General features: G+C 59.3%; 24 protein-coding genes. 14 read left to right on the top strand and 10 right to left on the bottom strand.

Annotated elements, in window-relative coordinates; all coding sequences use genetic code 11:
- Positions 1-39 precede the first annotated feature (39 nt).
- The 3 genes from HNQ50_RS05345 (at position 40) to HNQ50_RS05355 (ending at position 1994) form a co-directional block, all read left to right on the top strand.
- A complete protein-coding gene (locus HNQ50_RS05345; protein ID WP_184098360.1) occupies positions 40-237 on the top strand; it encodes a DUF3460 family protein in 198 nt (65 codons plus the stop codon).
- A gap of 168 nt (positions 238-405) precedes the next feature.
- The gene (gene purT, locus HNQ50_RS05350) at positions 406-1602 is read left to right on the top strand and encodes a formate-dependent phosphoribosylglycinamide formyltransferase (RefSeq protein WP_184098362.1); all 1197 of its coding nucleotides are present in this window, start codon (positions 406-408) and stop codon (positions 1600-1602) included.
- A 2-nt stretch (positions 1603-1604) separates the two neighbouring features.
- On the top strand, positions 1605-1994 hold the full coding sequence (locus tag HNQ50_RS05355; RefSeq protein ID WP_308419137.1) for a group II truncated hemoglobin: 390 nt from the start codon (positions 1605-1607) through the stop codon (positions 1992-1994).
- 638 nt (positions 1995-2632) lie between these two features.
- On the opposite strand, the gene trmL is transcribed toward HNQ50_RS05355, so the two are convergent.
- Positions 2633-3100 carry a tRNA (uridine(34)/cytosine(34)/5-carboxymethylaminomethyluridine(34)-2'-O)-methyltransferase TrmL gene (gene trmL / locus HNQ50_RS05360; RefSeq protein ID WP_184098364.1) on the bottom strand — a complete coding sequence of 156 codons (468 nt, stop codon included), beginning with the start codon at positions 3098-3100 and terminating at the stop codon, positions 2633-2635.
- A 142-nt stretch (positions 3101-3242) separates the two neighbouring features.
- Here trmL and purU point away from each other — a divergent pair, with 142 nt between their 5' ends.
- The 8 genes from purU (at position 3243) to gspK (ending at position 9022) form a co-directional block, all read left to right on the top strand.
- Positions 3243-4094 carry a formyltetrahydrofolate deformylase gene (gene purU / locus HNQ50_RS05365; protein ID WP_184098366.1) on the top strand — a complete coding sequence of 284 codons (852 nt, stop codon included), beginning with the start codon at positions 3243-3245 and terminating at the stop codon, positions 4092-4094.
- Between the two features lie 277 nt (positions 4095-4371).
- The gene (locus HNQ50_RS05370) at positions 4372-4941 is read left to right on the top strand and encodes a hypothetical protein (protein ID WP_184098368.1); all 570 of its coding nucleotides are present in this window, start codon (positions 4372-4374) and stop codon (positions 4939-4941) included.
- Positions 4938-6140, top strand: coding sequence for a type II secretion system inner membrane protein GspF (gene gspF / locus HNQ50_RS05375; protein ID WP_184098370.1), 1203 nt, complete (start codon positions 4938-4940; stop codon positions 6138-6140). The genes HNQ50_RS05370 and gspF overlap by 4 nt, the downstream gene beginning before the upstream one ends.
- A gap of 8 nt (positions 6141-6148) precedes the next feature.
- Complete coding sequence (gspG, locus tag HNQ50_RS05380) at positions 6149-6601, top strand: type II secretion system major pseudopilin GspG (RefSeq protein WP_184098372.1); 453 nt, start codon at positions 6149-6151, stop codon at positions 6599-6601.
- A 17-nt stretch (positions 6602-6618) separates the two neighbouring features.
- Positions 6619-7113 carry a type II secretion system minor pseudopilin GspH gene (gene gspH / locus HNQ50_RS05385; protein ID WP_184098374.1) on the top strand — a complete coding sequence of 165 codons (495 nt, stop codon included), beginning with the start codon at positions 6619-6621 and terminating at the stop codon, positions 7111-7113.
- Entirely contained in the window at positions 7106-7495 is a 390-nt protein-coding gene (gspI, locus tag HNQ50_RS05390; RefSeq protein WP_184098375.1) for a type II secretion system minor pseudopilin GspI, read from the top strand. Before gspH ends, gspI begins: the two co-directional genes overlap by 8 nt.
- Positions 7479-8081, top strand: a complete 603-nt coding sequence (gene gspJ, locus HNQ50_RS05395; RefSeq protein ID WP_184098377.1) for a type II secretion system minor pseudopilin GspJ — start codon at positions 7479-7481, stop codon at positions 8079-8081. Before gspI ends, gspJ begins: the two co-directional genes overlap by 17 nt.
- A gap of 11 nt (positions 8082-8092) precedes the next feature.
- Positions 8093-9022, top strand: a complete 930-nt coding sequence (gene gspK, locus HNQ50_RS05400) for a type II secretion system minor pseudopilin GspK (protein WP_184098379.1) — start codon at positions 8093-8095, stop codon at positions 9020-9022.
- A gap of 39 nt (positions 9023-9061) precedes the next feature.
- Here the strand turns inward: gspK and HNQ50_RS05405 are convergent, their stop codons facing one another.
- The 3 genes from HNQ50_RS05405 to hemH form a co-directional block, all read right to left on the bottom strand.
- Entirely contained in the window at positions 9062-10405 is a 1344-nt protein-coding gene (locus HNQ50_RS05405; RefSeq protein WP_246428591.1) for a sensor histidine kinase, read from the bottom strand.
- A 52-nt stretch (positions 10406-10457) separates the two neighbouring features.
- Positions 10458-11156 (bottom strand): response regulator transcription factor, encoded by a 699-nt coding sequence (locus tag HNQ50_RS05410; protein WP_184098383.1) that lies wholly within the window; start codon positions 11154-11156, stop codon positions 10458-10460.
- An 82-nt stretch (positions 11157-11238) separates the two neighbouring features.
- Positions 11239-12357, bottom strand: a complete 1119-nt coding sequence (hemH, locus tag HNQ50_RS05415; RefSeq protein ID WP_184098385.1) for a ferrochelatase — start codon at positions 12355-12357, stop codon at positions 11239-11241.
- Between the two features lie 194 nt (positions 12358-12551).
- Between hemH and HNQ50_RS05420 the strand changes: the two genes are divergently transcribed.
- Entirely contained in the window at positions 12552-13124 is a 573-nt protein-coding gene (locus HNQ50_RS05420) for a GNAT family N-acetyltransferase (RefSeq protein WP_184098387.1), read from the top strand.
- On the opposite strand, the gene HNQ50_RS05425 is transcribed toward HNQ50_RS05420, so the two are convergent.
- The 3 genes from HNQ50_RS05425 to HNQ50_RS05435 are packed head-to-tail and all read right to left on the bottom strand — an operon-like array spanning position 13111 to position 16955.
- Complete coding sequence (locus HNQ50_RS05425) at positions 13111-15063, bottom strand: transglutaminase TgpA family protein (RefSeq protein ID WP_184098389.1); 1953 nt, start codon at positions 15061-15063, stop codon at positions 13111-13113. The two genes, HNQ50_RS05420 and HNQ50_RS05425, sit on opposite strands and share 14 nt — an antisense overlap.
- Positions 15060-16034, bottom strand: a complete 975-nt coding sequence (locus HNQ50_RS22460) for a DUF58 domain-containing protein (RefSeq protein ID WP_184098391.1) — start codon at positions 16032-16034, stop codon at positions 15060-15062. The genes HNQ50_RS05425 and HNQ50_RS22460 overlap by 4 nt, the downstream gene beginning before the upstream one ends.
- A 9-nt stretch (positions 16035-16043) precedes the next feature.
- Positions 16044-16955, bottom strand: coding sequence for an AAA family ATPase (locus HNQ50_RS05435; protein WP_184098393.1), 912 nt, complete (start codon positions 16953-16955; stop codon positions 16044-16046).
- A 273-nt stretch (positions 16956-17228) separates the two neighbouring features.
- Here HNQ50_RS05435 and HNQ50_RS05440 point away from each other — a divergent pair, with 273 nt between their 5' ends.
- A complete protein-coding gene (locus HNQ50_RS05440) occupies positions 17229-18170 on the top strand; it encodes a histone deacetylase family protein (RefSeq protein WP_246428592.1) in 942 nt (313 codons plus the stop codon).
- A 299-nt stretch (positions 18171-18469) separates the two neighbouring features.
- On the opposite strand, the gene mfd is transcribed toward HNQ50_RS05440, so the two are convergent.
- The gene (mfd, locus tag HNQ50_RS05445; RefSeq protein ID WP_184098395.1) at positions 18470-21874 is read right to left on the bottom strand and encodes a transcription-repair coupling factor; all 3405 of its coding nucleotides are present in this window, start codon (positions 21872-21874) and stop codon (positions 18470-18472) included.
- Between the two features lie 136 nt (positions 21875-22010).
- Here mfd and rlmB point away from each other — a divergent pair, with 136 nt between their 5' ends.
- A complete protein-coding gene (rlmB, locus tag HNQ50_RS05450) occupies positions 22011-22760 on the top strand; it encodes a 23S rRNA (guanosine(2251)-2'-O)-methyltransferase RlmB (RefSeq protein ID WP_184099117.1) in 750 nt (249 codons plus the stop codon).
- A 91-nt stretch (positions 22761-22851) separates the two neighbouring features.
- Here the strand turns inward: rlmB and HNQ50_RS05455 are convergent, their stop codons facing one another.
- Positions 22852-23925 (bottom strand): outer membrane beta-barrel protein, encoded by a 1074-nt coding sequence (locus tag HNQ50_RS05455; protein WP_184098397.1) that lies wholly within the window; start codon positions 23923-23925, stop codon positions 22852-22854.
- Between the two features lie 459 nt (positions 23926-24384).
- The gene (mltB, locus tag HNQ50_RS05460; RefSeq protein WP_184098399.1) at positions 24385-25470 is read right to left on the bottom strand and encodes a lytic murein transglycosylase B; all 1086 of its coding nucleotides are present in this window, start codon (positions 25468-25470) and stop codon (positions 24385-24387) included.
- Positions 25471-25507 lie beyond the last annotated feature (37 nt).

The following is a 25507-nucleotide window of genomic DNA, read 5'->3' on the forward strand; positions in this document are numbered from 1 at the left end:
CAGCGCATCGCAAAAAAACAAACACGGTGTTTTGCATCCATGGCTCAAGATATCAATTACGTTTCTGAATTCACCCAGTTCATGCGCGGCTACCTGGCCGAGCATCAGGATGTGGCCAAGGGCCAGGTCGAAGGTCGTTCCCTGCTCTGGGACAAAGCCCCGATCAATCTGGATGAAAAAGCCCGTAACGACGCCTCCCGTGTGGCGCAAAAGTCCTATCCGTACCAGGCTGACTGATCACACCAGATTGCCTGTACGTCCCTGAAAAAGGCCGGTTTCCGGCCTTTTTTCACGCCTGCTGCCAGCACAAACCGCCGGGCAAGTACACCGCCGCATGGGCGATGTGCATGGTAATATTCGGCCCTCACAAATTTATGCCCAGTCTGATTGATTCAGGAGCTTGTCATGCGTATCGGAACACCACTTTCTGCCACTGCCACCCGTGTCATGCTGCTTGGCTGCGGCGAACTGGGCAAAGAAGTCATCATCGCCCTGCAGCGTCTTGGGGTGGAAGTGATCGGGGTGGATCGTTATCCGGACGCGCCGGGCATGCAAGTGGCGCACCGCAGCCATGTCATCAATATGGCGGATGCCAAGGCTCTGCGCGCCCTGGTGGAGCAAGAGCGCCCGCATCTGATCGTGCCGGAAATTGAAGCCATTGCGACGGAAGAGTTGCTGCGCATTGAAGCGGATGGCCTGGCCGAGGTGATTCCGACTGCCCGTGCCACCAATCTGACTATGAACCGTGAAGGCATCCGTCGCCTGGCTGCAGAAGAACTGGGCCTGCCGACATCGCCATACCGCTTTGCCTCCTCGCTGGAAGAAATGCAGGCCGCCATTGCCGAGATTGGCTTTCCGTGTCTGGTCAAGCCGGTGATGTCCTCCTCGGGCAAGGGTCAATCCACGCTGCGCTCTGAGGCCGATGTGGTGCCGGCCTGGGAATACGCGGCCAGTGGCGGCCGCGTGAACCAGGGCAAGGTGATCGTTGAAGGCTTCATTGATTTTGAATACGAAATCACCCAGTTGACCGTGCGTGCGATGGGTGAATCGGGCGAGGTGGAAACTTTCTTCTGCGACCCGATTGGTCACGTGCAAGTGAAGGGCGATTACGTGGAAAGCTGGCAGCCGCAACGCATGAACCCGCTGGCGCTGGAACGCTCACGCGATATCGCCAAAAAGATCACGTCCAATCTGGGTGGCCGCGGCCTGTTTGGCGTAGAGCTGTTTGTAAAGGGTGATGAAGTCTGGTTCTCTGAAGTCAGCCCGCGCCCGCACGATACCGGCCTTGTCACTCTGACTAGTCAGCGTTTCTCCGAATTTGAACTGCACGCTCGTGCCATTCTGAAACTGCCGGTCGATGTTGCCCTGCGTGAGCCGGGTGCCAGTGCCGTTGTGTATGGTGGCATGGAAGAAAAGGGCATTGCTTTTGAAGGCGTCGAAAAAGCCCTGGCCGTGCCGCGCGCCGATATCCGCCTGTTTGGCAAGCCGGAAGCGTTTGAACGCCGCCGTATGGGCGTGGCCGTAGCCGCCGGTGATAACACCGACCAGGCTCGCGAACGCGCCAAGCTGTCCGCCAGCCTGATCAAACCGGTCAAGGGTTGAGTGTGGAAGAAGTAACGCAACTGACGCCGTATCAAATGCTGGGCGGCGAAGCGCCGCTGCGGCATCTGGTTGACCGTTTCTACGACATCATGGATACCGACCCGCGCGTGTTGCCATTGCGGCAAATGCACGGGCCGGACCTGACCCCCATCCGCCAGAAGTTGTTTGAGTTTTTGTCGGGCTGGCTGGGTGGCCCGTCGCTGTTCATCGAGAAATACGGTCACCCGATGTTGCGCGCGCGGCATATGCCGTTTGCGGTGGATGAAGACGCACGGGACCAGTGGTTGCTGTGCATGTACACCGCCATGGATGAAGTGCCGATGGAACAGGCGCTGCGGGATCACCTGGAAGATGCGTTTTTCCGTACTGCGGATTTCATGCGGAATCGGTGATGTGTTTGAGCAAAAAAGGCCCCGTGTTGAACGGGGCTTTTTTTGTGGGTAGTACGCGGATGGGATGTTGTTTTGCGTGCATACCACATCGTCATTCCGGCCGCCGCAGGTGGCCTTTGCCGGCAGATGCTACTGCGTAGCCCGGATGGAGCGATAGCGGAAATCCGGGATGGCGGGCCTGGTTTATATTGCTTTGGGTGTAGGGTGGATTTGGAGCGAAGCGACAATCCACCTTCGCAGTGTGTGTTAGCGCCTTCGGCGCGGGTTGAAAGGCATTTGATACCGGCGGTGGCCGGAGCACGTTACTTTCTTTGCTTCGCCACCTCGGCGGCCCCAAAGAAAGTAACCAAAGAAAGGCGACCCCTGCGACAGTGCCCTTCGGGTTTCCTGTGCTTCTCGCGTGGCCCGGCGGGCTCGGGAACTCGCTACGCTCAGACACCCCTCGCCGAAACCCCGGGCCCCGCTGCGATGCTCGGCGCTGCCGGAGGGGAGGCAAGTCAAAAGCAACGTCAACGTCAACGGCAAACCCAAACTATCTATGCGCAAGAATGGTGGGGCTTGCCCACCACTTCGTCATTCCCGGCCTCGGCGCCCCCCTTGGCGGGAATCCGGCTGCACAGTCAGTCAGAACAGTCGCCTCAAACCCCGCCCTCATAGCCGGCCTGCCGCCAGGCCTCAAACACCGTCACTGCCACGGCATTGGATAAATTCAAGCTGCGGTTCTGCGGAAACATCGGCAAACGCAAGCGGTTTTCCGGCGCAAACTTTTCCAGAATCTCAGCCGGCAGGCCGCGCGTTTCCGGGCCAAATACAAACACGTCGCCAGGCTGGTACGTCAGTGTCTGAAACAGCGAACTGCCCTTGGTGGTCATGGCAAAAATACGGGCGCTGGCGGGCAGGGCAGCGATGAGCGCAGCCCAATTCTCATGTACCTGCATTTCGGCAAATTCGTGGTAATCCAGGCCGGCGCGGCGCATGCGGGCGTCATCCAGGGCAAAGCCCATGGGTTTGACGAGGTGCAAGGTGCAGCCCGTGTTGGCGGCAAGCCGGATGACGTTGCCAGTGTTGGGCGGAATTTCGGGCTGGAACAAGACGATATGGAACATGTTTACAAGTCTGGAAATAAGAAAAAAGCCCACAAGGGCGCACAAATCAAGTCAGATTGCCGGTTGGCACGATTGCGCCATGCCATGGCGATAAGGTTGCTGCTAGAATCACCGGCTAATCAAGTTTTAACCGGATTGCTGCATGAACACCGCCACGCTGCTGATCAGTTGCCCTGACCGTAAAGGTCTGTCGGCTGCCATCGCCAACTTTCTGTACACCTACAACGCCAACATCGTGCATTCCGATCAGCACCAGGATGTGACAGACGATCTGTTCCTGATGCGGGTGGAGTGGGATCTGACGGATTTTACGCTGGATATGGCAGCTTTTGCGCCGGCTTTTCAGCCGATTGCAGATCGCTTCAACATGCAGTGGAAAGTGGCGTTGACCACGCGCCGTCCGCGCATGGCGATTTTTGTCTCTAAATATGATCATTGCCTCGTAGATTTGCTGCATCGGCATCAAAGTGGCGAACTGGCGTGTGATATTCCGCTAGTGATCTCCAATCACGAGGATTGCCGTGCGATCACCGAGTTTTACGGCGTGCCATATCACGTCATTCCGGTGAACAAAGACAACAAGGTGCAAGCCGAAGAGGCCCAACGCCAGTTGCTGCAAGACAACGGTATCGATCTGATTGTGCTGGCACGTTATATGCAAGTGCTGTCACATGACTTCACCGCCCGCTATCCGCAACGGGTCATCAATATCCACCACAGCTTCTTGCCGGCATTTGATGGTGCAAAACCCTATCACCGCGCCTTTGCCCGTGGCGTAAAGCTGATCGGTGCCACCAGCCATTACGTCACTGAAATTCTGGATGATGGTCCGATCATTGAACAAGACGTGATCCGGATTTCGCACCGCGACGATGTGGAAGAACTGGTGCGTAAAGGGCGCGATCTGGAAAAAATCGTGTTGTCCCGTGCGGTGAAATGGCATCTGGAAAACCGGGTGCTGGTGTTTGCCAACAAGACCGTGATTTTTGCCTGAGTCCAAGAGCCTGTTCATGCTATTTGCACGCCAGCGCCGGGCCATGAAAAGGTCAGGCACAAGGCGTGCGACGAAGCCAATAGTCCGCTATTGGCAAGGAGTGCAACGCAGTGAATGACCTTTTCATGACCCGGCCCTGCGGGGTCATGTCGCAAGCAGCACGCTACGGCGTTGCAGGCCGCTTGTGGTACGTGTACCACGGCGCGACTTGCGCCTTGTATCGTACCGCTTGCAACATGAACGCCGGTGCGCAAATAGCATGAACAGGCTCTAGCAAGTGCTTTCACGTTTTCTGCGGGATGCACTGGATGTCTGCCTTCTGCGCATCAAAGCGCTGGAAGAGTACAGCTATGCGGCGTGGATGCCGGCGGTGTGGTTGTGCCTCGTGGGCATGGCTGATGCCGCTTCAAGCAATGATCTGGATGCCAGCCTGGGCGGGCGCCTTGTGTTTTTTGTGGCGCTGAACTGGCTGGAAACGATCTTGTTGGCACTCTGGCTGGCGCTCTGGTACCGCATTACCGAAAGAAAACCACTGGAAGGCAGTTTGTTTCCGCTCATGGTGTTGTGTTCAACGCCAGAACTGATCGCCCCCGCAGTCGCCCAATTGCCGGATGCGCTGAATAACCTGCTGCAACTGGTGATGATGGCGTACGGCCTGGTGATTTCTGTGCGCGCCCTGATGATTGCCACACGGCAGAAATTATCCAGTGCCATGATCGCGGTCTTGTCTTTTTTGCCAGTTGCTGTGTTGCTGGCCTCCGGTGCCAACGGCATCGCCAGCGAACTGGGCTGGGTTCAGGATGAACCCCCAACCAGCGCCCCCACCGCCGAGGAGATCGGGTTGTGACCGCTTTTCGCTATGTAGCGACCAGCCAGGATGGCACCAGCAAACGCGGCATGATTGAAGCCGATACCCAGCGTCAGGCGCGCAGCTTGTTGCGTGAGCAGGGTTTGTGGGTGAGCGACCTGGGTGAAATGGATGCCGGCAACGGCAAGCGCTCGGGCCGCAAGGGCCTGGGCGGGCAGCGTCTCGCCGTCTGGACCCGCCAGTTTGCCACCTTGCTGGATGCCAGCTTGACGGTAGAACAAGCCCTGGCCGTATTGATCGAACAAAGTGAAGATGAGCGCGAGAAACAACTCGCGGGCGCTTTGCGTAGTGAAATCTTGTCTGGCGCTTCGTTGTCGCAGGCATTGTCACGCCAGGGCAAGGCGTTTCCCGAGTTATATCGCACCATTGTGGCCGCAGGCGAAGAGTCTGGCCGTGCCGCGACGGTGATGCAGCGTCTGGCCGACTACCTGGAGGCGCGTGCCGCGCTAGCATCCAAAGTTGCGCTGGCGTTTGTCTACCCGGCCGTGGTGATGGCCGTTTCCGTGATTGTGGTAGTCGGTTTATTGACCTGGGTTGTGCCACAGATGGTGACGGTATTCCAGAGTGCCAAAACCGAATTGCCGTTTCTGACTCGAGCCATGTTGTGGGCCTCTGCAGCGGTCCGGGGTTGGGGCTGGCTGATTTTGCTGGTGTTGATCGGCCTGGGGGTCGGTGGCTGGCAAGCGCTCAAACAAGAGTCCGTGCGTCGGCGCTTTGATGCCTGGCGCTTGCGTGTGCCGCTGTTTGGCCGGTTTGAACGCGCGGGTAATACGGCGCGGCTGGCCTCCACACTGGCCATTCTGGTGGGCAGTGGCGTGCCCTTGCTCAAGGCTTTGCAGGCGGCGGTGGGCGTGATCAGTAACTTGCCGCTGCGCGAAGCGGTGCAGGAAGCCGCCCGCCAGGTGCGCGAAGGCGTGCCGTTATCGCGTGCGCTGGCGCAAAGCCATCTTTTTCCGCCGGTGCTGATCCACTTGATTGGCAGTGGCGAAGCTACCGGCCGCCTGGAATACATGCTGGATAAAGCCGCAGCGCAGCAAAGTCTTGAGCTGGAAAACCGGGTTGCCACCTTTACCAGCCTGTTGGGGCCGATCATGGTGCTGGCCATGGGTATTGTTGTGTTGTTGATTGTGCTGGCGATTTTGCTTCCTGTTTTTGAAATGAACCAATTGGTCAAATGAGGATTTCCATGTTTGCAGCAGCATCCCGCCGTGCCACCGGCGCCGCCCAGCGCGGTTTTACCCTGATCGAAATTCTGGTGGTGATCACCATTCTGGCTATCCTGGGCGCGTTGATTGTTCCCAAAATCATGGATCGGCCTAACGATGCCCGCGTGGTTGCGGCCAAGCAGGATATCCGCTCGGTTGTGCAGGCGCTCAAGCTGTACAAACTGGATAACGGTCGTTATCCGACCACTGAACAGGGCCTGAAAGCCCTGGTCGAAAAACCCACGGCCACGCCGGCCCCGACCAACTGGAAAACCGGTGGTTACCTGGAAAAACTGCCCAAGGATCCGTGGGGCAATGATTATGTTTATCTCAACCCTGGTCTGCATGGCGAGATCGACGTGATGAGTTACGGTGCGGATGGCCAGTCTGGCGGCGAGGGGTATGACGCCGACATTGGCTCCTGGCAAAACTAAGTATCCATCTGCCATCCATGAATCTGCAGGCGCGTGCGGCGCGCGGCTTTACGCTGATCGAAATTCTGGTCGCGCTGGCGCTGATCGGCATCATTCTGGGGCTGGCGGTCGTCAAGCTGGGCCAGTCTGACGGCCAGATTGCCGAGCGTGAAGCCAATCGTCTCGCCGCCGTGCTGGAATCCGCACGGGACGAGGCCATTGCTGGCGGCCGCACGGTGGGCTGGTCCACGGACGGTCACGGCTACCAGTTCTGGGTGCAGGACGACCAAAGCAACTGGCAGGCGATTCCCAATCATGAAGTGCTCAAGCCCTACGAGCTGCCGGGTGATCTGCGTATTACCCGGCAGACCGCCAATTTGCGTGAACTACGGTTGGGGCAGCGCATTGTGTTCGAGGCATCCGGGGTGAACCAGCCGTTTACCGTGGATATGGAAGTGGGTAGCAATCACTGGTTGCTGGAAGGCGATGTCATGGGGCGAGTGAATGCCCGCAAGGTGGAGCCCCATGCCTGAGCCGCGGGTATCTGTCATGCGGCAACGCGCCTTTACCCTGATTGAGGTCATGGTGGCACTGGCCGTGGTAGCGATTGCGCTGATGGCGGCGCTTAAGGCCACCAGTTTTGCCACCGACTCGGCCATGGATTTTCGTACCCGCATGCTGGCTGGATGGGTGGCGGAAAACCGTTTGGCGGAACTGACCGCCCGGCGTGACTTTCCTGAAACCGGTCAGTCCAGCGGTAACGAAGACCAGGCCGGCGAGACGTTTATCTGGCGTATCAATGTGGGCCCATCGCCCAATCGTTCGTTCCGGCGGCTGGAAATCACGGTCTATGAACAAAAAGACCAGCAGCATGCTGCTGCCACTCTGGTGAGCTATCTTGCACGCGTCCAATAACCCCGCTGCTGCCCGGCAGCGGGGCTTTACGCTGCTGGAAATCCTGATCGCACTGGCCATTTTTGCGGTGATGTCGCTGATCGCGTTCCGGGGTCTATCCACCATGGTGGATACCAAGTTGCGCCTTGATACGGAAACCACCCATTGGCGCGATATGACACTGGTGCTGGGACGGTTTGATGATGATCTGACCCAGGTGCTCAACCGGCCCTGGCGTGATACCACCGGCGTCTCCCAGCCCGCGATGGAAGGCAATGCCCAGCCAGACAACCCGAACTGGCCGCTGTTGCAACTGGTGCGTGCCAACCGTGATCAGGAGCCACTGCATGTGGCTTACCGGCTCAAGGAAGGTCGTCTGGAAATGATGCAGTGGGACAGTCTTGACCTTGCGCCCCGCGCGGAACCGCAGATTCACACCATGCTCGATCATGTCGAGCGCTTTGAAGTGACCTTCATGGACAGCGGCAGCGTGTGGCAACCCGTCTGGCCCGTGCCAGGCAGTACGGATGTCTTGCCACGCGCGGTGCGTATTGTCATGCAACAAACCGGGCAGGGCCCGATAACACGGATTTTTGCCCTGCCATGAGACAAGCCCGCATGACTTCAGCCGCACGACAGCGCGGGATTGCCATTCTGACGGCCGTGGGGCTGGCCGCGCTGGTGGCTGCGCTGGCGGCCTGGATCGCCTGGCGGCAGGGTTTATGGTTTCGCCAACTGGAAAACCAGATGGACCAGGCCGAAGCCATGGGTGTGGTGCGGGCCTCCATTAATCTGGCGCGACTGACACTCAAAGATGATGCCCGCCTTAACCAGGTGGATCATATGCTGGAGCCGTGGAATATCCCCATTCCGGCCATTCCGGTGGAGAATGGCCGTACGGGCGGGCGTGTTCTGGAGCAGAACGGATTTTTCAACCTCAACAACCTGGTGAGTGATGCCGGGCAGGCCAACGAGGTCGAAATCACCGCCGCAAGGAAGTTGTTTACGTCCTTATCGCTCTCGCCCGACCTGGTGAACGCCCTGGCCGATTGGGAAGACGCTGATTCGGATGCCCGCAGCCCCGGCGGTGCGGAAGACAATCAATATCTGCAAGCGACGCCGCCATATCGCGCTGCCAACCAGCGTTTGACGGATTTGGGGTCGCTTAATCGCGTAGCGGGCTTCACGCCGGACGTGATCAATACATTGCGGCCGTTTGTCACGGTGTTGCCCATTCAGACCGCCGTGAATGTCAACTTTGCCAGCGCTGAAGTCCTGGCTGCGGTGGTGCCGGGCCTGTCGGTTACCCAGGCGCAAAGCGTGGTCGCCAAACGCGCCGGCTCTTACTTTGCGACGACCACCGACTTTATCAACGCATTGCCCGATGCGGCGAAGCCGACAGTGGTGGCGGCTGATCTGGCGGTGCAAAGCACCTACTTCATCAATGAGATTGATGCCCATTTCGGGCGGGTGAGCTTGCGCTATGCCGCCTTGCTGGAGCGGCGCACCACGGATATCCCGCGTATCGTCTGGCTGCGCCGCGAGTAATCACGACCAGTCAGGCCAGAGCGTCCTGAGGGAGGGGCGTCACGCCGGCAGGCGGCGCTGTTCCTTGGGGAGTTCAACATGCACGATCAGCCCGTGCGGTTTGGCATCCAGCAGGGTGACTGACCCGCCGTGACGCTCGGCAATCTCCTTGACGATCGCCATGCCCAGGCCGCAGCCGTTACCGGTTTGTTCGCGACGGTAAAAACGTTCAAATACACGCGGCTTGTCGTCATCCGGAATACCAGAGCCGCTGTCTTCCACCTCGACCACATAGCGCGTGTCATCCTCGGTCAGGCGCACCGTGATATTGCCGCCGCGTGGAATGTATTTGATGGCGTTTTCAACCAGGTTGACGAACAGTTCGCGCAAGAGGGCAGAGTTACCCTCAATCACGGCTTCGGTCAGGGCGGTATCACAACCCAGATCCATGCCGGCGGCCAGTGCCCGGGGGACGGATTCTGCTGTCAGGTCACGAATCAACCGGGCCAGATCCACTTTGACGCGGGGCATGCCGCTTTGCGTGCCCGGTTCCGAGCGCGCCAGCGTCAGCAGCTGATTCACCAGGTGAATACTGCGCGTGGCGCTGGTGTGCACCATGTGCAGCCGGGCGCGCAACTGCTCTGGCTCCGTCTCACGCATGGCCAGTTCGGTCTGCGATTTCAAGCCGGCCAGCGGCGTGCGCAATTGGTGGGCGGCATCTGCAATAAACCGGCGCTGCCGCGCTACGCTTTCATGCGTGGTCGATAACAGTTGAGTCAGCGCCTTGGCCAGTGCGTGCAATTCTTGCGGTGCATGGCTGAGTTCAAAGGGGGCCTGGTCTTGCGGCGTGCGTTTTTCCACAAGGCGTTGCAAGCCATTGAGCGGGCGCAAACCGCGGTTGATGCCCAGCCAGACCAGAAAGCTCATGACCACCAGCAAACCCCCCAGGGGCAGTGCAATGGTCAGCATGATCTGGCGCGACAGGTGATTACGGCTAGCCAGGCTGCGGGCCGCCTCAACGTGAATCCAGCGGGTCTGGCCCTGGCCGGTTTTGTCGAGCGGGTAATAGACGGAAACCATGCGCACCGGCGAGGGCAGCTGCATCAGGTTGCGATATGCAGGCTCACTACCAGGCGTCTGGCGAGGTTCGGGGGAAGTCGGAAAACTGAAGTTGCCAAGGATTTTCTGGCCATCAGGGCCGGAAATGGCATAAAGCAGCTGGTCGTCCTGAGGGGCATCAAGCAAAAGATGCGTCGCTTCGGGGTAACGGGCAACCACTTTGTCGTCTTCTACATGCACTTGTCTGGCCAGCGAATCGGCCAGTTGCAGAAGACTGTTGTCGATCACTTCATTGGCAAAGTGACTGGCAACCTGAAAACTAAGTAACGCCCCAGCTAGCCACAAGACTAGCTGGGGTATCAAAAGCCAGAGTAAAAGCTGGCGTTTGAGCGAATACTTAGCCTGCATCGAACGCTGTGTGGGGTTGCTGTTTCTCCAGCAAATAACCCAGACCGCGGATGGTGCGAATCACGACACCACACGGCTCCAGCTTTTTACGCAGACGGTGAACATAAACTTCAATGGCGTTCAGACCGACTTCCGCATTATCCGAACCCAGTTCAGACACAATCTGTTCTTTGGTCACAACACGATCAATGTTGGACATCAGGATTTCCAGCACCGTCAGTTCACGGGCAGACAAATCCAGCGGGGTATCATTGCACCAGGCGCGCTGACCTGCACGATCCAGGCGCAGGTTGCCCAGTTGCTGCACCGACTGCGGCAGAATCTGGCTGCGGCGCAGCAGGGCGCGCAGACGGGCTTCCAGCTCGGCAAATTCAAACGGCTTGGCCAGGTAATCATCTGCACCTGCATCCAGACCGGCAACGCGGTCTTCCAGACCGTCCAGCGCAGTCAGGATCAGAATGGGCAGGGAAGGCTTGTGCTGGCGAATGTTACGCAGCACCGTCAGGCCGTCCATGTTGGGCAGGCCGATATCCAGCACGACCACATCGTAATCATTGTGAAGAAGAATCTGCAGGGCCAAAGAACCATCGTTCACACAGTCGACCTGAAAATCGGCCTGCGACAAACTGGTTTTCAGGGCATCCGCAAGAATGAGATCGTCTTCGGCGAGAAAGAGCCGAGTGCTCATGAGGGGATTCCTTCCGGTTGTAAGATTAAGCTTACCGTTGAGTGTAACTGGAATTGGCAAATTGCCCAAGATTTTTTTTGCATTATTGTTTCGCGCCGAATTTTTGAGCGCGTAGATTGGCTATTTTAGCGGCTTCCAGCGGGGTTTCACTGGTTTGACCTGTCGTCGGCCAGTTTGTAAGTTGAAGGGCTACAAAGTCAGCTAAAGCAGCAATCCAGGCCGGATCGTCATTAAGACAAGCAATGTGGTTCAGCGTCTTGCCACCAGCTGCCAGAAAAGTCTGCTTACCCTCCATGGCGATCTCTTCCAGCGTTTCCAGGCAATCGGCCACAAAGCCAGGGCAAAACACGTCTACGGTCTTCACGCCACCGCGTGCCAGTTGGGTCAAGGCCACGCTGGTATAGGGTTCCAGCCAGCGGGTCCGCCCAAAGCGGGATTGAAACGCCACGGTGTATTCGCTTTCTTCCAGTTGCAGTGCCGCGGCCAGCAGGCGCGCGGTTTTCTGGCAATGGCAAAAATAGGGGTCCCCCTGATCCAGGGTATAGCGCGGCAAACCGTGAAAGCTGAGCACCAGATGCTCGCCCCGGCCATTTTGTGACCAGCTTTGCCGCACGCGGGCAGCCAGGGCCGCGATATAACCGGGAAAGTCGTGCCAGGCCTTCACCAGATGCAGTTCCGGCGTATTGCGGTATCGGGCCATCTGCGCAAATACGGCGTCGTAAGCGCTGGCCGTGGTGCTGGCGGCATATTGCGGATACATGGGCAGCACAAGAATGCGTTCGCAGCCGGCTGCCTTGAGTTCATCCATGGCGCTGGCGACCGAAGGGTTGCCATAGCGCATGCCCAAGGCTACGGCGGGGCCGGGCGTGCCATAGCGGGCGGCGCGTTCACCCAGCAGACCTTTGAGCAATTTGGCCTGTTTGGTACTCCACGTCAGCAACGGCGAGCCGTCCCGCGTCCAGATCAGGGCATATTTGGCGGCAGATTTGGCCGGGCGCGTGGTCAGCACAAACAGATTGAGGATGACCCACCAGATCAGGCGCGGGATTTCCACCACACGCGGGTCGGACAAAAACTGGCGCAGGTAGCGACGCACGGCGGACGACGTCGCGGCGTCGGGAGTACCCAGGTTGATCAGCAGAATACCGGTCCTGGCGATACTGCCGTGGCGGTAGTCAGGCTCTTTTGCAAAACGCGGCATGCAGCGTCCTTGGTTGGCGGGGTAAGAGGCTGGCTTCTTGAACTGGCCAGGCAGGCAAGCTGCCTATCATAACAGCCGCACCGCACCCCGACGAAGGTCCGGACAACGGCGGCCAGGTTTCTTCTGTCGGGCTGCGCGCGTTCAGGTTAGAGTGGAGCCCCCTTGATTCCGCGCGCTTTCGCTGCGTTGCCACCATGACCAGTCCCTTGTTGCTGGATGTTCCGGAACAATTGCAAACCGACCGTCTGCTGCTGCGCGTGCCGCGAGCGGGGGATGGCGTAGCGGTCCACGCTGCGGTCGTAGAAACGCTGCCACTGTTGCGGGCTTTTCCGGCCTCGCTGCCTTGGGCGATGTTTCCGCCGTCGGTGGCCGCGTCAGAAAGCTGGTGTCGTGAGCGCGCGGCGGCATTTCTGCTGCGTAAAGATTTGCCATTTTTGGCGTTTGACCGGTTTACAGGTGAGTTGGTGCTGGCAACCGGGCTGCATCGACCGGATTGGCAGATTCCGCGACTGGAATTAGGGTACTGGTGTCGGGCTTCCCGTCAGCGGCAGGGATATGTGCAAGAAGCCGCCGGGGCTTTGCTGGGGCTGGCATTTGAGACATTGGCCGCGCGCCGCGTAGATGCTTTTTGCGATAGCGACAATACCCGTAGTCGGCAAGTCTGCGAGCGGCTTGGCATGGCGCTGGAGGCCGTCTTGCGCAACCATCGCGCCACCCCGGATGGGGTGGTGGGCGATAGCTGTGTTTATGCCATCACCCGCGGGTAGACGAGCCTGCGCGAAAGCGCCGCGTGGCACGGGCAAAGCCCGGTAGCGCATCGGCCGCCTCGCCATAGCGGATGGTCAGATACTGGCTGGCGATGGCAATGATCTCTGCCTGTTGGCGTGGCAAGCGGGCTGCGGCACGGCGGGCGTAATGCAGCGGGCCTTCGCCTGTCGCCGGGCGAATGCCAGCTCGCACCAACTTGCGCTCAAAGCGTTGCCAGTGGCGTTGGGCGACATCCGGGTGGCGGCGAGCCCGGCGCTCCCAGGTGGCGATCAGGTAAATGATCAACATGATGCCAAAGCCGCCACCCAGCAAACCCACAAACGCGGGCGAGACCAGATTGTCGACGCCCATGCGATTCAATATCTGCATCTGCCGTGCGGCATCGTAGCCGACCACCCATTTGTCCCAACCGTGCATGACCGCATCCCATTGCAGCCGGGTGCTGTTCAGCCAGCCCGCTTCGTTACGCAGCAGATACGGGAGCGGATCGGTCGTGGGGATGGCCTCCTGCAGGCCGCGCGTCAGGCGATCCGGGGCGACAACGGCGGTGGGATCGACCCGCTGCCAGCCCTGGCCTTCCAGCCAGACCTCGGTCCAGGCATGGGCAGCGGCCTGACGCACAATCCAGTAATTGCCAGCGCGATTGTACTCACCGCCCAGATAGCCGGTGACCACGCGCGCGGGTATGCCAGACGAGCGCATCAAAAAGGCAAAGGCGCCCGCATAGTGTTCGCAAAAACCGGCGCGGGTCTGGAACAAGAGTTCATCGACCCGGTTGCGCCCGGTCAGTAGCGGCGGCCCCAGGGTATACCGGTAGCCACCTTGCCGCAGAAAGGCCAGCGCCGCATCAATGCGGCCCGTCGGCGGTAAACCGGCCCATTGTGCTGCCAGAGCCCGGGCCTGCGGGTTGATGTCCCGGGGCAGGGTCAGATCGCGTTTGAGCCGGAGATCGCTTTCATCCTGGATAATCCAGCGCGGCGCACTGGTGAAGGTATAGCGTTCCCGCTGGGAAACCGGGCTGCGTGACACGGCCTGCAGGCTACTGGAGCGGCTCGTGTCTGCGGGCAACTGGATCGGCACGTCCAGCGCCATCAGCCAGGTGCGCTGGGTGGGTTCCAGCGTTATGGTGTAGCGGTATTGCGGCCCCTGAGGGACCACTGCGGTCAGTTTGCTGTCCGGCAATCCGGCCCGCCAGGTGCTGCCATCGAACGACTCCAGCACCGGACCACGCCAATACATCTGGCTGCGCGGCGGCGGGGTGCTGTCAAAGTCCACCCGGAACGCCACGCTATCATCCTGCGTCAGATCGCTGATACTGCCCGGCGTCATGCTGTCAGACATGCCGGTGCGGGCTTGCTGGGTATCGTTGGGCATGCGCCAGAGCGGTGTGGCAAGGCGTGGAAACAGCACAAACAACAGCAGCGCAATCGGCAGCGCCTCTGCCAGCATACGGCCGATACGCAACAGGTCTTTGCCGGAGACCTGGCCGTCTTCGCGCAGCCAGGTCAGCAATTGCAGACAAATGAGCAGCATGGCGACAACGGCATAGGCCATCATCAAGGGTGATTGCGACAGCAGAAAACCGGTGCTGCAGGCAAAAAAAGCCAACAGGGTCAGCACCCGTACGTCACGCTGGCTGGTGGTTTCCAGAAATTTCACGGCAATCAGGCTACCCAGCGCCGCAACGCCACCTTCGCGTCCGATCAGTGTGTGGTATTGCAAGAAAACAGGGACAAACAACAAAAACGCCACGCCGATGCGGATCACCGGCCTGGGCACAGGCAGCCCCTTGCGGGCCAGCCAGATACGCCAGACCAGCGGCAACAGCACCAGCACGCTGTGCCAGAGCGGCACCTGCAATAGCACCGGGCCGAGCGCGCAGGCGACGGCAGCGGCCAGCACATAAAACGGGGCCAAGGGGAGCGGTGTGCCTGTCATGGGGTTTTCCCGGCCGGCCCAAACAAGGCCAGCGTACGCAAGCAAGTGTCGCGGTGCCCGGCGCCGCTAGCCGGGGCCAGGCGCTGGCCGGGGAGCTCCAGCGTGTACGGGCGGCCGGTGGCATCGGCGCGCAAAACCCACGCGGTCAGGCGGGACAGACGGGCCTCAATGCCCAGCCCGGCCGTGTCTTCCCAGCGCAGGTGCAGCATGGCCGATTGCGGTGTGTCATGCGTACGCACGGCCAGCCATTCCAGTCGCGCGGATTGTTTCCAGGCAATTTGCCGCAGGGTGTCGCCAGCCTGGTACTGCCGCAAGCCGGCAAAGTCTTCCTCCCCGGTGCGTTGGCGTAGCCCGGCAACTTCTTCGCCCGCGCCGGAGGGCCATGCTGGCGCATCAGGTTCCGGTGCGGGATAAACCAGGCATTGTGCCTGCAGATGCACCACGGTCCAGGCCCGACACCAGCCGGTGGGAAAACGTGTTTCGATCGTCATGCGCGGCAATGCCAGCCAGCCGCGGCCGGTCGCAGGTACGGAGAGCCAGACTTGCGTTTCGCTGGCGGCCGCCACGGCCAACGGGGTGGTTTCCTGCGCGGTGCCGGCACGCAGGTGCAGACCAAACCGCGCGTAGTTGCGGGCATCGCCCAGTTGCAACGGAAAGTGCGCAGTGTCGCCGGCAAACACGGCAGACGCGGGGAGTGCTGTGACGGTTAGCCCCAATAAATTGCGGAAAGACTGGATCAAACCGGCGTGCCCCAGACCCAGCATCAAAAAGGCAAACAGATAGGCAAGGCTGAGCTGGTAGTTGATGGCCCCGATCAAGACCAGCACGCACGTGACCGCGTAGCCCAGTCCGAAGCCACTGGGGAGCACGTAAATGCGGTTCTGCCGGACACGCACAGTGCCCGTCACCGCAGGGTGGCGCTGCGCCATCCAGCGCTGCATGCGCTCCTGCATTGAAAAAGGCCAGTTCACGCGGGGTGCTCAGGGAATCGCAATTGAAGCCAGCAGATCGCGCGCGATATGCGGGTCTGGTTGACCATGGATGCGCCCTTGCAAGCGGTGGCTGGCCACCGCTTTGAAAACGGCCTGGACGTCTTCCGGAATGGCAAAGTCGCGTCCATCCAGCCAGGCCCAGGCGCGTGTGGCGGCAACCAGGTCAAGCAGCGCGCGCGGCGACAACCCGTAGGTCAGGCGCTCGCTGTTGCGGGTGGCTGCGGCCAGGGCCTGCACGTAATCCAGCAGCGGGGGCGCGATACGGACAGCGGCTACAGCCGCCTGCGCGGCCAGCAACTGCTCTGGCAATACGGTGGGGCGCAATTGCGCCAGCAGCGTACGGCGGTCTTCTCCTGCCAGTAGTGCGCGTTCGGCACTGACACTGGGGTAGCCTAACTCCAGCCGCATCAAAAAACGGTCAAGTTGAGACTCCGGCAGGGCAAAGGTACCAATCTGGCTTTGCGGGTTTTGTGTGGCAATCACAAAGAAGGGTTCGGGTAGCTTCCAGGTTTTGCCATCGGCACTGACCTGGCCTTCTTCCATGGCCTCCAGCAGCGCCGATTGGGTTTTGGGCGGTGCGCGGTTGATTTCATCGGCCAGCAGTACCTGACTGAACACCGGGCCACGGTGAAAACGGAAACTCTCGCTTTCCCGGGCATAGACCGATACCCCCAGCAGGTCTGCCGGCAACAAGTCGCTGGTGAACTGCACGCGCTGAAACTGCAAACCCAGCGTCGCCGCCAGGGCGTGCGCCAGCGTAGTCTTGCCCACCCCGGGGACGTCTTCAAACAGCAAATGCCCGCGTGCCAGGACACAGGTCAATGCCAGTCGCACCTGGTTTTGCTTGCCCAGAATCAGGGTGTTGAGTTGGGTTAACGTTGCAAGAAAGGGCTGGAGCATGAGCGATCTCTGCGGGTAGCGGGTCTGGATGGGTCGGGATCAGTCTTGACCGCGACATGGGCCAGATGGGGGCGGGTTGGCGGCATGCCAGTAGCATCTACTGATATGAACCGGATATTAATCTGAATCGCCCTGCGCTGCGTAGTGCAAGACTATGGGCTTTGCCTTGGCGGCTTGCGAACGCGTAAACTCTGCGGACAGGCGGCGTCAGAGGTGCCGCCCGGCGATTCTGCAACCAGTTCAAAGATCCGGTACCGGACGGGAGTTGGGCGTTTGGCAACAACCAGAAACGATGTGACTGCCTATATCAGCGCCAGTGCATGCACCATGCACGAAATGGGCAAGGGCCATCCGGAATGCCCGGAGCGTCTTTCCGCCATTCAGGATCGGTTGATGGCGGCCGGTCTATGGGACACCTTGCTGCACGTCGAGTCCGAGCCCGCCAGCTATGCGCAATTGGCGCGTGTCCATGACACTGCGTATCTGGACAAACTGGCGCAGATGTCGCCCTCGCACGGGTATGTTCATCTGGACCCGGATACCGCCATCAACCCCTACAGCCTGCGGGCAGCCTATCACGCTGCCGGCGCCGGCATCAGCGCCGTGGACATGATCATGCGCGGCCAGATCCATAACGCCTTCTGCGCCGTGCGCCCGCCAGGTCACCACGCCGAACATGCCAGGGCGATGGGATTTTGCATGTTCAACAATGTTGCCGTCGCGGCGGCGCATGCGATGGCGCAATACGGGCTGGAGCGCGTTGCCATTGTTGATTTTGACGTTCACCACGGCAATGGCACCGAAGATATTTTCTGCAAAGACCCGCGCGTGCTGATGACGGGCTGGTTCCAGCACCCGTTCTTTCCTTATTGCGGCGATGTACCGCTGGGCGAGAACATGAAAAACATCCCCAAGCCCCGTGCCACCACCGGCCCGGATTTTCGGGCCATGGTCAGCGAGCACTGGTTGCCGGCGCTGGACGCGTTCAAGCCGCAATTGATTGTGGTTTCAGCCGGGTTTGACGCGCATCGGGAAGACGACATGTCATCCATGGGGCTGGTGGAGTCAGACTATGCCTGGGTGACGCAGGAAATCGTCAAGCTGGCGGATTTGCATGCCGAGGGGCGGGTGGTGTCGATGCTGGAAGGCGGTTATGACTTGTCTTCACTGGCGCGCAGTGTGGCGGTACATGTGAAGGAACTGGCGGGGTTGTAAGGGGACTTTCTGCAAAAGTGGGTCTCAAGTCCGCAACCGTCTGCACGCAAGAAGGGTCTGTTGGCTACCTGCGGCTTCGTCATTCCGGCGGAGGCCGGAATCCAGTCGTAAACATCTGTGCTGCGGACGCCGCAAATGGTGTGTCGGTGCGTAGGGCGGATTCGGAGCGTAGCGACAATCCACCAATGCCAATGCAAAGGTGGATTGCTGCGCGAATCTACCCTACCGTGCTGGATTCCGGCTCAAGGCCGAAATGACGAAGTATTGGTTTGCGAGATGCGATGAACTGGCCGCACCCCTCAAGGCTTTACCAGCTCCGCCAGCAACTCTTTCACCCGCACCGCGCGTAAAGGCGCTTCCGGCCAGTTGCCTTCCAGGCGCAAACGGTCCTGGCCGGCCAGCCGGTAGTTCTTTTTGCTCTGGATCAGCGTGATGATCTTCATCGGATCAACCTGCGTGTTCGCAGCAAAGCTGATCACAATGGCACTGTCGGCGGCGTCAATCTTGGTAATGCCAATCGGCTTGGCCAGCATGCGCAGTTTGTGGCAATCCAGCAGCACCTTGGCGGGGTCGGGCAACAGGCCGAAGCGATCGATCAGCTCTTGCAGCAGGTCGTCCAGCTCGTCCGTGGTTTCGCAATTGGCAAGGCGCTTGTAGAGACTCAGGCGTTCATGCACATCCGGACAGTATTCATTGGGCAACAGGGCCGGGGCGTGCAGGTTGATTTCGGTGGTGACCCCCAAAGGTTGCGAGAGGTCGGGCTCGATGCCTTTTTTGAGGGCTTTGACCGCTTCATTTAGCATTTGCGAATACAGCGAGAAACCAATTTCCTGCATCTCGCCCGATTGGGAATCGCCCAGCACTTCACCCGCACCGCGAATTTCCAGATCGTGCATCGCCAGGAAAAAGCCGGAGCCCAGTTCTTCCATCATCTGGATGGCTTCCAGCCGTTTCTTGGCCGACGAGGTCATGCCTTCCACATCCGGCACCAGTAGATAGGCGTAGGCCTGGTGATGGCTGCGGCCCACGCGGCCGCGCATCTGGTGCAACTGCGCCAGACCGAACTTGTCGGCCCGGTTCATGATGATGGTGTTGGCATTGGGGATATCAATGCCGGTTTCGATGATCGTCGTGCACAGCAAGACGTTGAACCGCTGTGCGTAGAAATCGCGCATCACATGTTCCAGCTCACGCTCGCGCATTTGACCGTGCGCCACACCCAGCCGGGCCTCGGGCAACAACGCAGCCAGTTTCTGCTGCATGTTCTCGATGGTTTCGACTTCGTTATGCAGAAAGAACACCTGCCCGCCGCGCTTGAGTTCGCGCAGCACTGCTTCGCGGATCACCCCTTCATTGAACTTGGCAACAAAGGTCTTCACCGCCAGGCGGCGTGATGGGGCGGTGGCGATCACGGAGAAATCCCGCAGACCTTCCAGGCTCATGGCCAGGGTACGAGGGATGGGGGTGGCGGTCAGGGTGAGCACGTCGACGTTGGCGCGCAGGGCCTTGAGCTGTTCTTTCTGGCGCACGCCAAAACGGTGTTCCTCGTCGATGATCACCAGGCCCAGCCGGGCAAATTCGACATCCGGCTGCACCAGCTTGTGCGTGCCGATCACGATATCCACCTGACCATCCGCCAACCCCTTGAGTGCGGCGGCGACTTCTTTGGTGGAGCGAAAGCGTGATAGTTCGACAATCTTGACCGGCCAGTCGGCAAAGCGGTCAGAAAAGGTCTGGAAGTGCTGTTCTGCCAGCAGGGTAGTCGGTACCAGAACCGCCACTTGTTTGCCACCCGCAACCGCCGCAAACGCGGCGCGCAGGGCCACTTCGGTTTTGCCGAAGCCCACATCGCCGCATACCAGGCGGTCCATCGGGCGGCCCAGCCGCATATCGATCAGCACCGCCTCAATGGCGGCTTCCTGGTCGGCGGTTTCTTCAAAGCCAAAGCCTTCGGCAAAGGCTTCGTAATCGTTGTATGACCAATCGAAGGCATGACCTTCGCGTGCGGCACGACGGGCATAGAGGTTCAATAGTTCTGCGGCGGTATCACGGACTTGTTCCGCTGCGCGGCGTTTGGCTTTATCCCACGCACCGGAGCCCAGCTTGTGTAGCGGCGCGGCATCTGGCGAGCCGCCGGAATAGCGGCTGATGACATGCAGTTGCGAGACGGGCACATACAGCTTGTCGCTACCCGAGTATTCGATCAGCAAAAGCTCGGTTTCACCCTCGCCCAGGTCCATCGAGATCAAACCTTGATACAGACCGATGCCATGCGCTTCGTGCACCACCGGATCACCGATTTTCAGCTCGGACAAATCGCGCAGCATGGTGTCGGTATTGCTGCGTTTTTGCTGTTTTTTGCCACGTGATTGCGCCACCGCGGCATACAGATTGCCTTCGGTGATGATGGCGAGTTTTTCTTTGGCCAGCACAAAACCACGATACAAGGGCGCCGGCGCGAGCATGACGCGCTCCTTGCCCTCGATAAACCCTTGCCAGCTTTCGGCCAAAGCGGGTTTGAGCCCGTATTCGGCAAAATACTGCGCCATGGTTTCACGCCGGCCCAGACTCTCGGCACAGATCAGGACACGACCTTTGAAGCTGTCCAGAAAGCTGGTGAGTTTGGCGAGCGGATTGTCGGCGCGACGATCAACATCCAGCGGCGGCAGCGCTTCGGCCAGGTTTTCGTCTGCGGCGCTCCCGAATTCCAGCCGTGGCCAGCTCTTGCAGCTGCCAAAGAAGGTGTCGGGCATCAGGTAAAGATCGCCCGGTTTCAGAATGGGGCGGTCTTTTTCCCCAGACAGATTGCGGTAGCGATCTTGCGTATCGGCCCAGAAACGCTGGACGGCCTCTTGCAGATCACCGCGCAGCACCAGCAAGGCGCTGGCGGGCAGGTAGTCGAACAGGGTCGCGGTGTGTTCAAAAAACAGCGGCAGGTAGTATTCGATACCGGCGGGCGTAGCGCCGCTGGAAATATCCTTGTACAGCCGGGACTTGGACGGATCACCCTCGAATACTTCCCGAAAACGCTGACGAAACCGCGTGCGGCCGCCGTCATCGATCGGGAACTCCCGCGCCGGCAACAAGCGTACCTCTGGCACTGGATACAGGCTGCGCTGGGTATCCACATCAAAGGTGCGGATGGTTTCGATCTCGTCGTCAAACAGATCAATACGGTAGGGCAACGGCGAGCCCATCGGGAACAGATCAATCAAGCCGCCGCGGATGGAGAACTCGCCCGGGCTGTACACCTGGGTGACATGGCTGTAACCGGCAAAGGCCAGATCGGCACGCATTTTTTCTGCGTCGAACTTCTGGCCCTTTTTGATAAAGAAGGTGTAGCCCGCCAGGTATTCCACCGGTGCCAGTCGCCCCATGGCGGTTTGCACCGGCACGATGACGATATCCGCCTTGCCCTCGCGAATCTGCCACAGGGTCGCCAACCGCTCAGAGATCAGATCCTGGTGCGGCGAGAAGTGATCGTACGGCAGCGTTTCCCAATCTGGCAGCATGACCACGGCTTTGTCCGGCAGCAAATACGCCAGTTCTTCCTTGAGGCGGGTGGCCTCATGGGCGGCATCGGTCAATACCACCAGCGGACGGGCACGGTCGGAGTAACGCGCCAGCAAAAGGCTGTCGGCGGAACCAGGGGGCAGGGCAAGTTGCAGACGTTCGCCTGCGCGGGGGATGGCGGGAGCGGACACGGGGCGGCAGGGGCAGGCGGTAAAGGCGTCATTATACGTGTGTGAGCGGCCAGGGGTGAGGCGTAAGTGTGTGTGGGCCTCTTCAATGCTGTAAACTTCACGGTTCACCCAGTATTCGCCACGATCATGGCAAGGCATCATGGATCAAAAAGTCATCCACGGCTTTCACGCCGTCACTTCGCGCCTGAAGCGCTTTCCCGATAGCGTGCTGGAGTTGTATCTGAACGCCGCGCGCATGGACCAGCGCTCCAAAGACCTGGCGCGGCTGGCGGAAGGTCAGGGCTGCAAGGTGCATCTGGTCGATATCAAACGGCTGGATGGTCTGGCTGCCGGTGGTCGTCATCAGGGTGTGGCCGCGCTGATTGACGCAGGCAAGTCGTACATCACTGTCGATGACGTGCTCGATGACCTTGACGAGCCGCCGTTCCTGCTGGTGCTTGATGGTATTACCGATCCGCACAATCTGGGCGCGTGTCTGCGTGTGGCCGACGCCATGGGGGTCCACGCGGTCATCGCCCCCAAGGATAAGTCGGTTGGCATTACAGCCACGGTATCCAAAGTGGCCTGCGGCGCGGCCGAAGTCATTCCGTACGTGATGGTGACCAATTTGGCGCGCACCCTGCGCGAACTGCAGGAACGCGAAATCTGGATTGCCGGCACGGCCGGTGAAGCAGATACCGATCTGCATCACTTCAACCACACCGGCCCGCTGGCCTGGGTGATGGGTAACGAAGGTGATGGCATGCGCCGGCTGACCCGCGAACATTGCGACGTGCTGGTGTCGATTCCGATGTTTGGTTCGGTCGAAAGCCTGAATGTATCGGTGGCCAGCGGGATTGTGCTGGCGGAAACCCGCCGGCAGCGGGTGATGGCCACGCGCGCCTGAGGCTGTGTGCCTCAAGTCCGGCTCTAAGTCCGGCGCAATATAAAAAAAGCCGATCAGTCAAACTGATCGGCTTTTTTCATTTCAGCGTTGCTTATTGGGCAACGGTGGTCTGTGTACCCTGAATGTCGACCTCAACACGGCGATCCGGCGCCAGGCATGTCACGTAACGCGCACGGTTGCCAATGCCATTGCAGCTAGCACCTGTGACCGGATTGGCGGAGCCCATCCCCTGTACCTCGATACGGTTGGCAGGCGCGCCACGACTGATCAGGTAGGCACTCACCGCCTGGGCGCGGCGATAGCTCAGATCCTTGTTCAGTTTGGCGGGGCCGGTGCGGTCCGTGTAGCCAACCACAATAGCGCGGCCGTCGCGGGCGTCGATATTGGCAACCTGTTCATACAGCTTGTTCAACTCGTCACGACCTTGCTGAGTGATGGTGGCTTTGCCGGAATCGAACAGCACGTCAGACTTCAGCGAGAAGTGGCGGGTTTCCATCGGCGGTTTGGGCGCGACCACTTGGGCCTTTACCGGTTCCGGCGCAACCACGACTACAGGTTCTGCGTGAGGTGTCGGCATCGGGGTGACGGCGACCGGTGCCGGGGCAGCCTTGGCGCCAAAGTGATAGTTCAGGCCCAGGGTCACGCTGTTGCTCTTGATCTTGACGCCATTATCAGACGGCGAGGTGGCAAGCCATTCACCGGTCAGGCCCCAGGCCGGCGCAATTTTGTATTCCACACCCAGGCCGCCATGGAATGCGTTGGCAGAGAAGTCGCGAATGACATCGGTGCCTTTGATGCGGCCGTAACCGAGTTTGGCATAGGGCATCCATTGCGCAATCTGATAGCCCAGCTTTACATCTGCGCCCCAGCCATCAGTGCCGAAATTGCCGGCATCAACATTGCTGTTTGCCTTGCGGTCTACATAATCGTAAAAAAGATCTGCGCCGAGCACAAAATTGTTTTTGAATACGTAGTTGTAGCCAACTTCCGCGCCGGCGGTCAGGCTTTCGGTTGTGTTGTCCTTATAGTGGTTGCCACTCAGCTCCAGCTGATTGTAACCACCTTTGCCGCCAATATAAAAACCGGAGAAATTGTCTGCGGCTATGGCATGCAGGCTGAGCACTGCGGATGCAATAATCAGTAATTTCATTTTTTTGGACTTCATTTTTGTCTCCCGACGCGCTGAAAATTAAATGAGTGCCCGTCAGAAAGATATGGGGAAAAACAATCTGTTGAATATCTGGGCACTGTGCGGCATTCCATGAATTCTGGCACGACGCGAATCGTGCAGGGCGCTGGTTGTCTTTGCCAAGTACGGATAATCACATATCGGTATTTTTCAGATTATTCTGTGGGGGGTGCGGGCGGGGTCAAATGGAATTGACAAAAAATGGAAGGTGGTTATTGATTTTTGATAAAACTTTTAAGATCAATATTATTGATATTTTATTTATCAAATAAAATGGTTGTGTGTTGCATTGCCGTAATGCTGAGCGACCTCAAGGCACGATCGGGATTACGAGATGTATTTGCAATGAAACAAAGAGGCAAAAAAGAGGCAAACGCACGCTGGGTGCGCAGTACGAAACCAGGGCGAACGCCTGGCTTCGTACTGTTGAGGAGGTTATTTCCAGCGCCCGTCGCTTTTGGCTTTGGCCGGTTTGGCTTTGGTCGGCTTGGGCGTTGGGGTGTCCGACGTGCTTTGCAGATCCAGCCCGCTGTCGTAAGCACCCTTGATGGCCTGAGCCAGTTGCAGCACAGCCGTGGCGTACAGCGTACTGCGGTTGTAGCGCGTGACCACATAGAAGTTGTTAAACCCCATGTAGTAGTTGGTCACGCCAGGCTCGGTTTCCAGGCTGAACAGCACGGCTTGCTGATTGGGGTCAGTCTCATCCAGCGGTTGTACGCCTTTTTTGACCAGTTCAGCCACGGTGTAATGCAGGTTGAATTTGTCGGCCAGCAAGTCGTCTTCAGCACTGGCTACGTTGACCGGCACATAGGTATCGCCATCCCGCTGCCAGCCGTGGGCGGCCAGGAAGTTGGCGACGCTGGCAATGGCGTCTTCTGGCGTGCCCCAGATGTCACGGTGATGATCGCCATTCCAGTCAACCGCGTACTGGCGGAAGCTGGATGGCATGAATTGCGGCATGCCCATGGCGCCTGCGTACGAGCCCATAAACGTCAGCGGGTTTTCGTTTTCCTCGCGGGCCAGCAGCAGAAACTGCGTCAACTGGTCCTTGAAGTAGTCCGCGCGGCGCGGGTAATCAAAGGCGATGGTCGTCAGGGCGTCAATCACCCGGAACGAGCCGGTATTGCGGCCATACAGCGTTTCTACACCCAGGATGGAAGTGATGACTTCCGGCGGCACACCGTATTTGTCGCTCACCGCGGTCAGCGCATCGGCATTGCGGCGCATAAAGCGCGCGCCACCCACAATGCGCTGGTTGTTGATGAAATTGCCCTTGAACTGATACCACGGCCGGCCGGTCGAGGGGCGATCCAGTACGGCGATGATGCTGGGCTTGGTAACCACCTGACCGAACAGCGTGTTCAGACTGTCGCGGTCAAAATTCTGGGTGTTAACAAGGGAATCCAGATAAGACTGCACCTCTGGCCGTTTGAGCAAGGCGTCATCGGCGTGGCTAAGGGCAGGAGCAAAAACGGCGGCAAGGGCAACGCTGCACAGCGCAGCGCGAAGCTTTACGAGCATGGGAAATCCGGGTCAGGGCAGGGCGGAAGCGGGTGCG

Origin of the sequence: Silvimonas terrae (assembly GCF_014202765.1) — a bacterium.
Classification (GTDB): domain Bacteria; phylum Pseudomonadota; class Gammaproteobacteria; order Burkholderiales; family Chitinibacteraceae; genus Silvimonas; species Silvimonas terrae.

What these genes read in the sequence shown, in the direction of transcription:
- HNQ50_RS05345 (WP_184098360.1), top strand. Translation starts at nt 40, where the DNA reads ATGGCTCAAGATATCAATTACGTTTCTGAATTCACCCAGTTCATGCGC.
- purT (WP_184098362.1), top strand. Translation starts at nt 406, where the DNA reads ATGCGTATCGGAACACCACTTTCTGCCACTGCCACCCGTGTCATGCTG.
- trmL (WP_184098364.1), bottom strand. Translation starts at nt 3,100, where the DNA reads ATGTTCCATATCGTCTTGTTCCAGCCCGAAATTCCGCCCAACACTGGC.
- purU (WP_184098366.1), top strand. Translation starts at nt 3,243, where the DNA reads ATGAACACCGCCACGCTGCTGATCAGTTGCCCTGACCGTAAAGGTCTG.
- gspG (WP_184098372.1), top strand. Translation starts at nt 6,149, where the DNA reads ATGTTTGCAGCAGCATCCCGCCGTGCCACCGGCGCCGCCCAGCGCGGT.
- gspH (WP_184098374.1), top strand. Translation starts at nt 6,619, where the DNA reads ATGAATCTGCAGGCGCGTGCGGCGCGCGGCTTTACGCTGATCGAAATT.
- gspI (WP_184098375.1), top strand. Translation starts at nt 7,106, where the DNA reads ATGCCTGAGCCGCGGGTATCTGTCATGCGGCAACGCGCCTTTACCCTG.
- gspK (WP_184098379.1), top strand. Translation starts at nt 8,093, where the DNA reads ATGACTTCAGCCGCACGACAGCGCGGGATTGCCATTCTGACGGCCGTG.
- HNQ50_RS05410 (WP_184098383.1), bottom strand. Translation starts at nt 11,156, where the DNA reads ATGAGCACTCGGCTCTTTCTCGCCGAAGACGATCTCATTCTTGCGGAT.
- hemH (WP_184098385.1), bottom strand. Translation starts at nt 12,357, where the DNA reads ATGCCGCGTTTTGCAAAAGAGCCTGACTACCGCCACGGCAGTATCGCC.
- HNQ50_RS05420 (WP_184098387.1), top strand. Translation starts at nt 12,552, where the DNA reads ATGACCAGTCCCTTGTTGCTGGATGTTCCGGAACAATTGCAAACCGAC.
- HNQ50_RS05425 (WP_184098389.1), bottom strand. Translation starts at nt 15,063, where the DNA reads ATGACAGGCACACCGCTCCCCTTGGCCCCGTTTTATGTGCTGGCCGCT.
- HNQ50_RS05435 (WP_184098393.1), bottom strand. Translation starts at nt 16,955, where the DNA reads ATGCTCCAGCCCTTTCTTGCAACGTTAACCCAACTCAACACCCTGATT.
- HNQ50_RS05455 (WP_184098397.1), bottom strand. Translation starts at nt 23,925, where the DNA reads ATGAAGTCCAAAAAAATGAAATTACTGATTATTGCATCCGCAGTGCTC.
- mltB (WP_184098399.1), bottom strand. Translation starts at nt 25,470, where the DNA reads ATGCTCGTAAAGCTTCGCGCTGCGCTGTGCAGCGTTGCCCTTGCCGCC.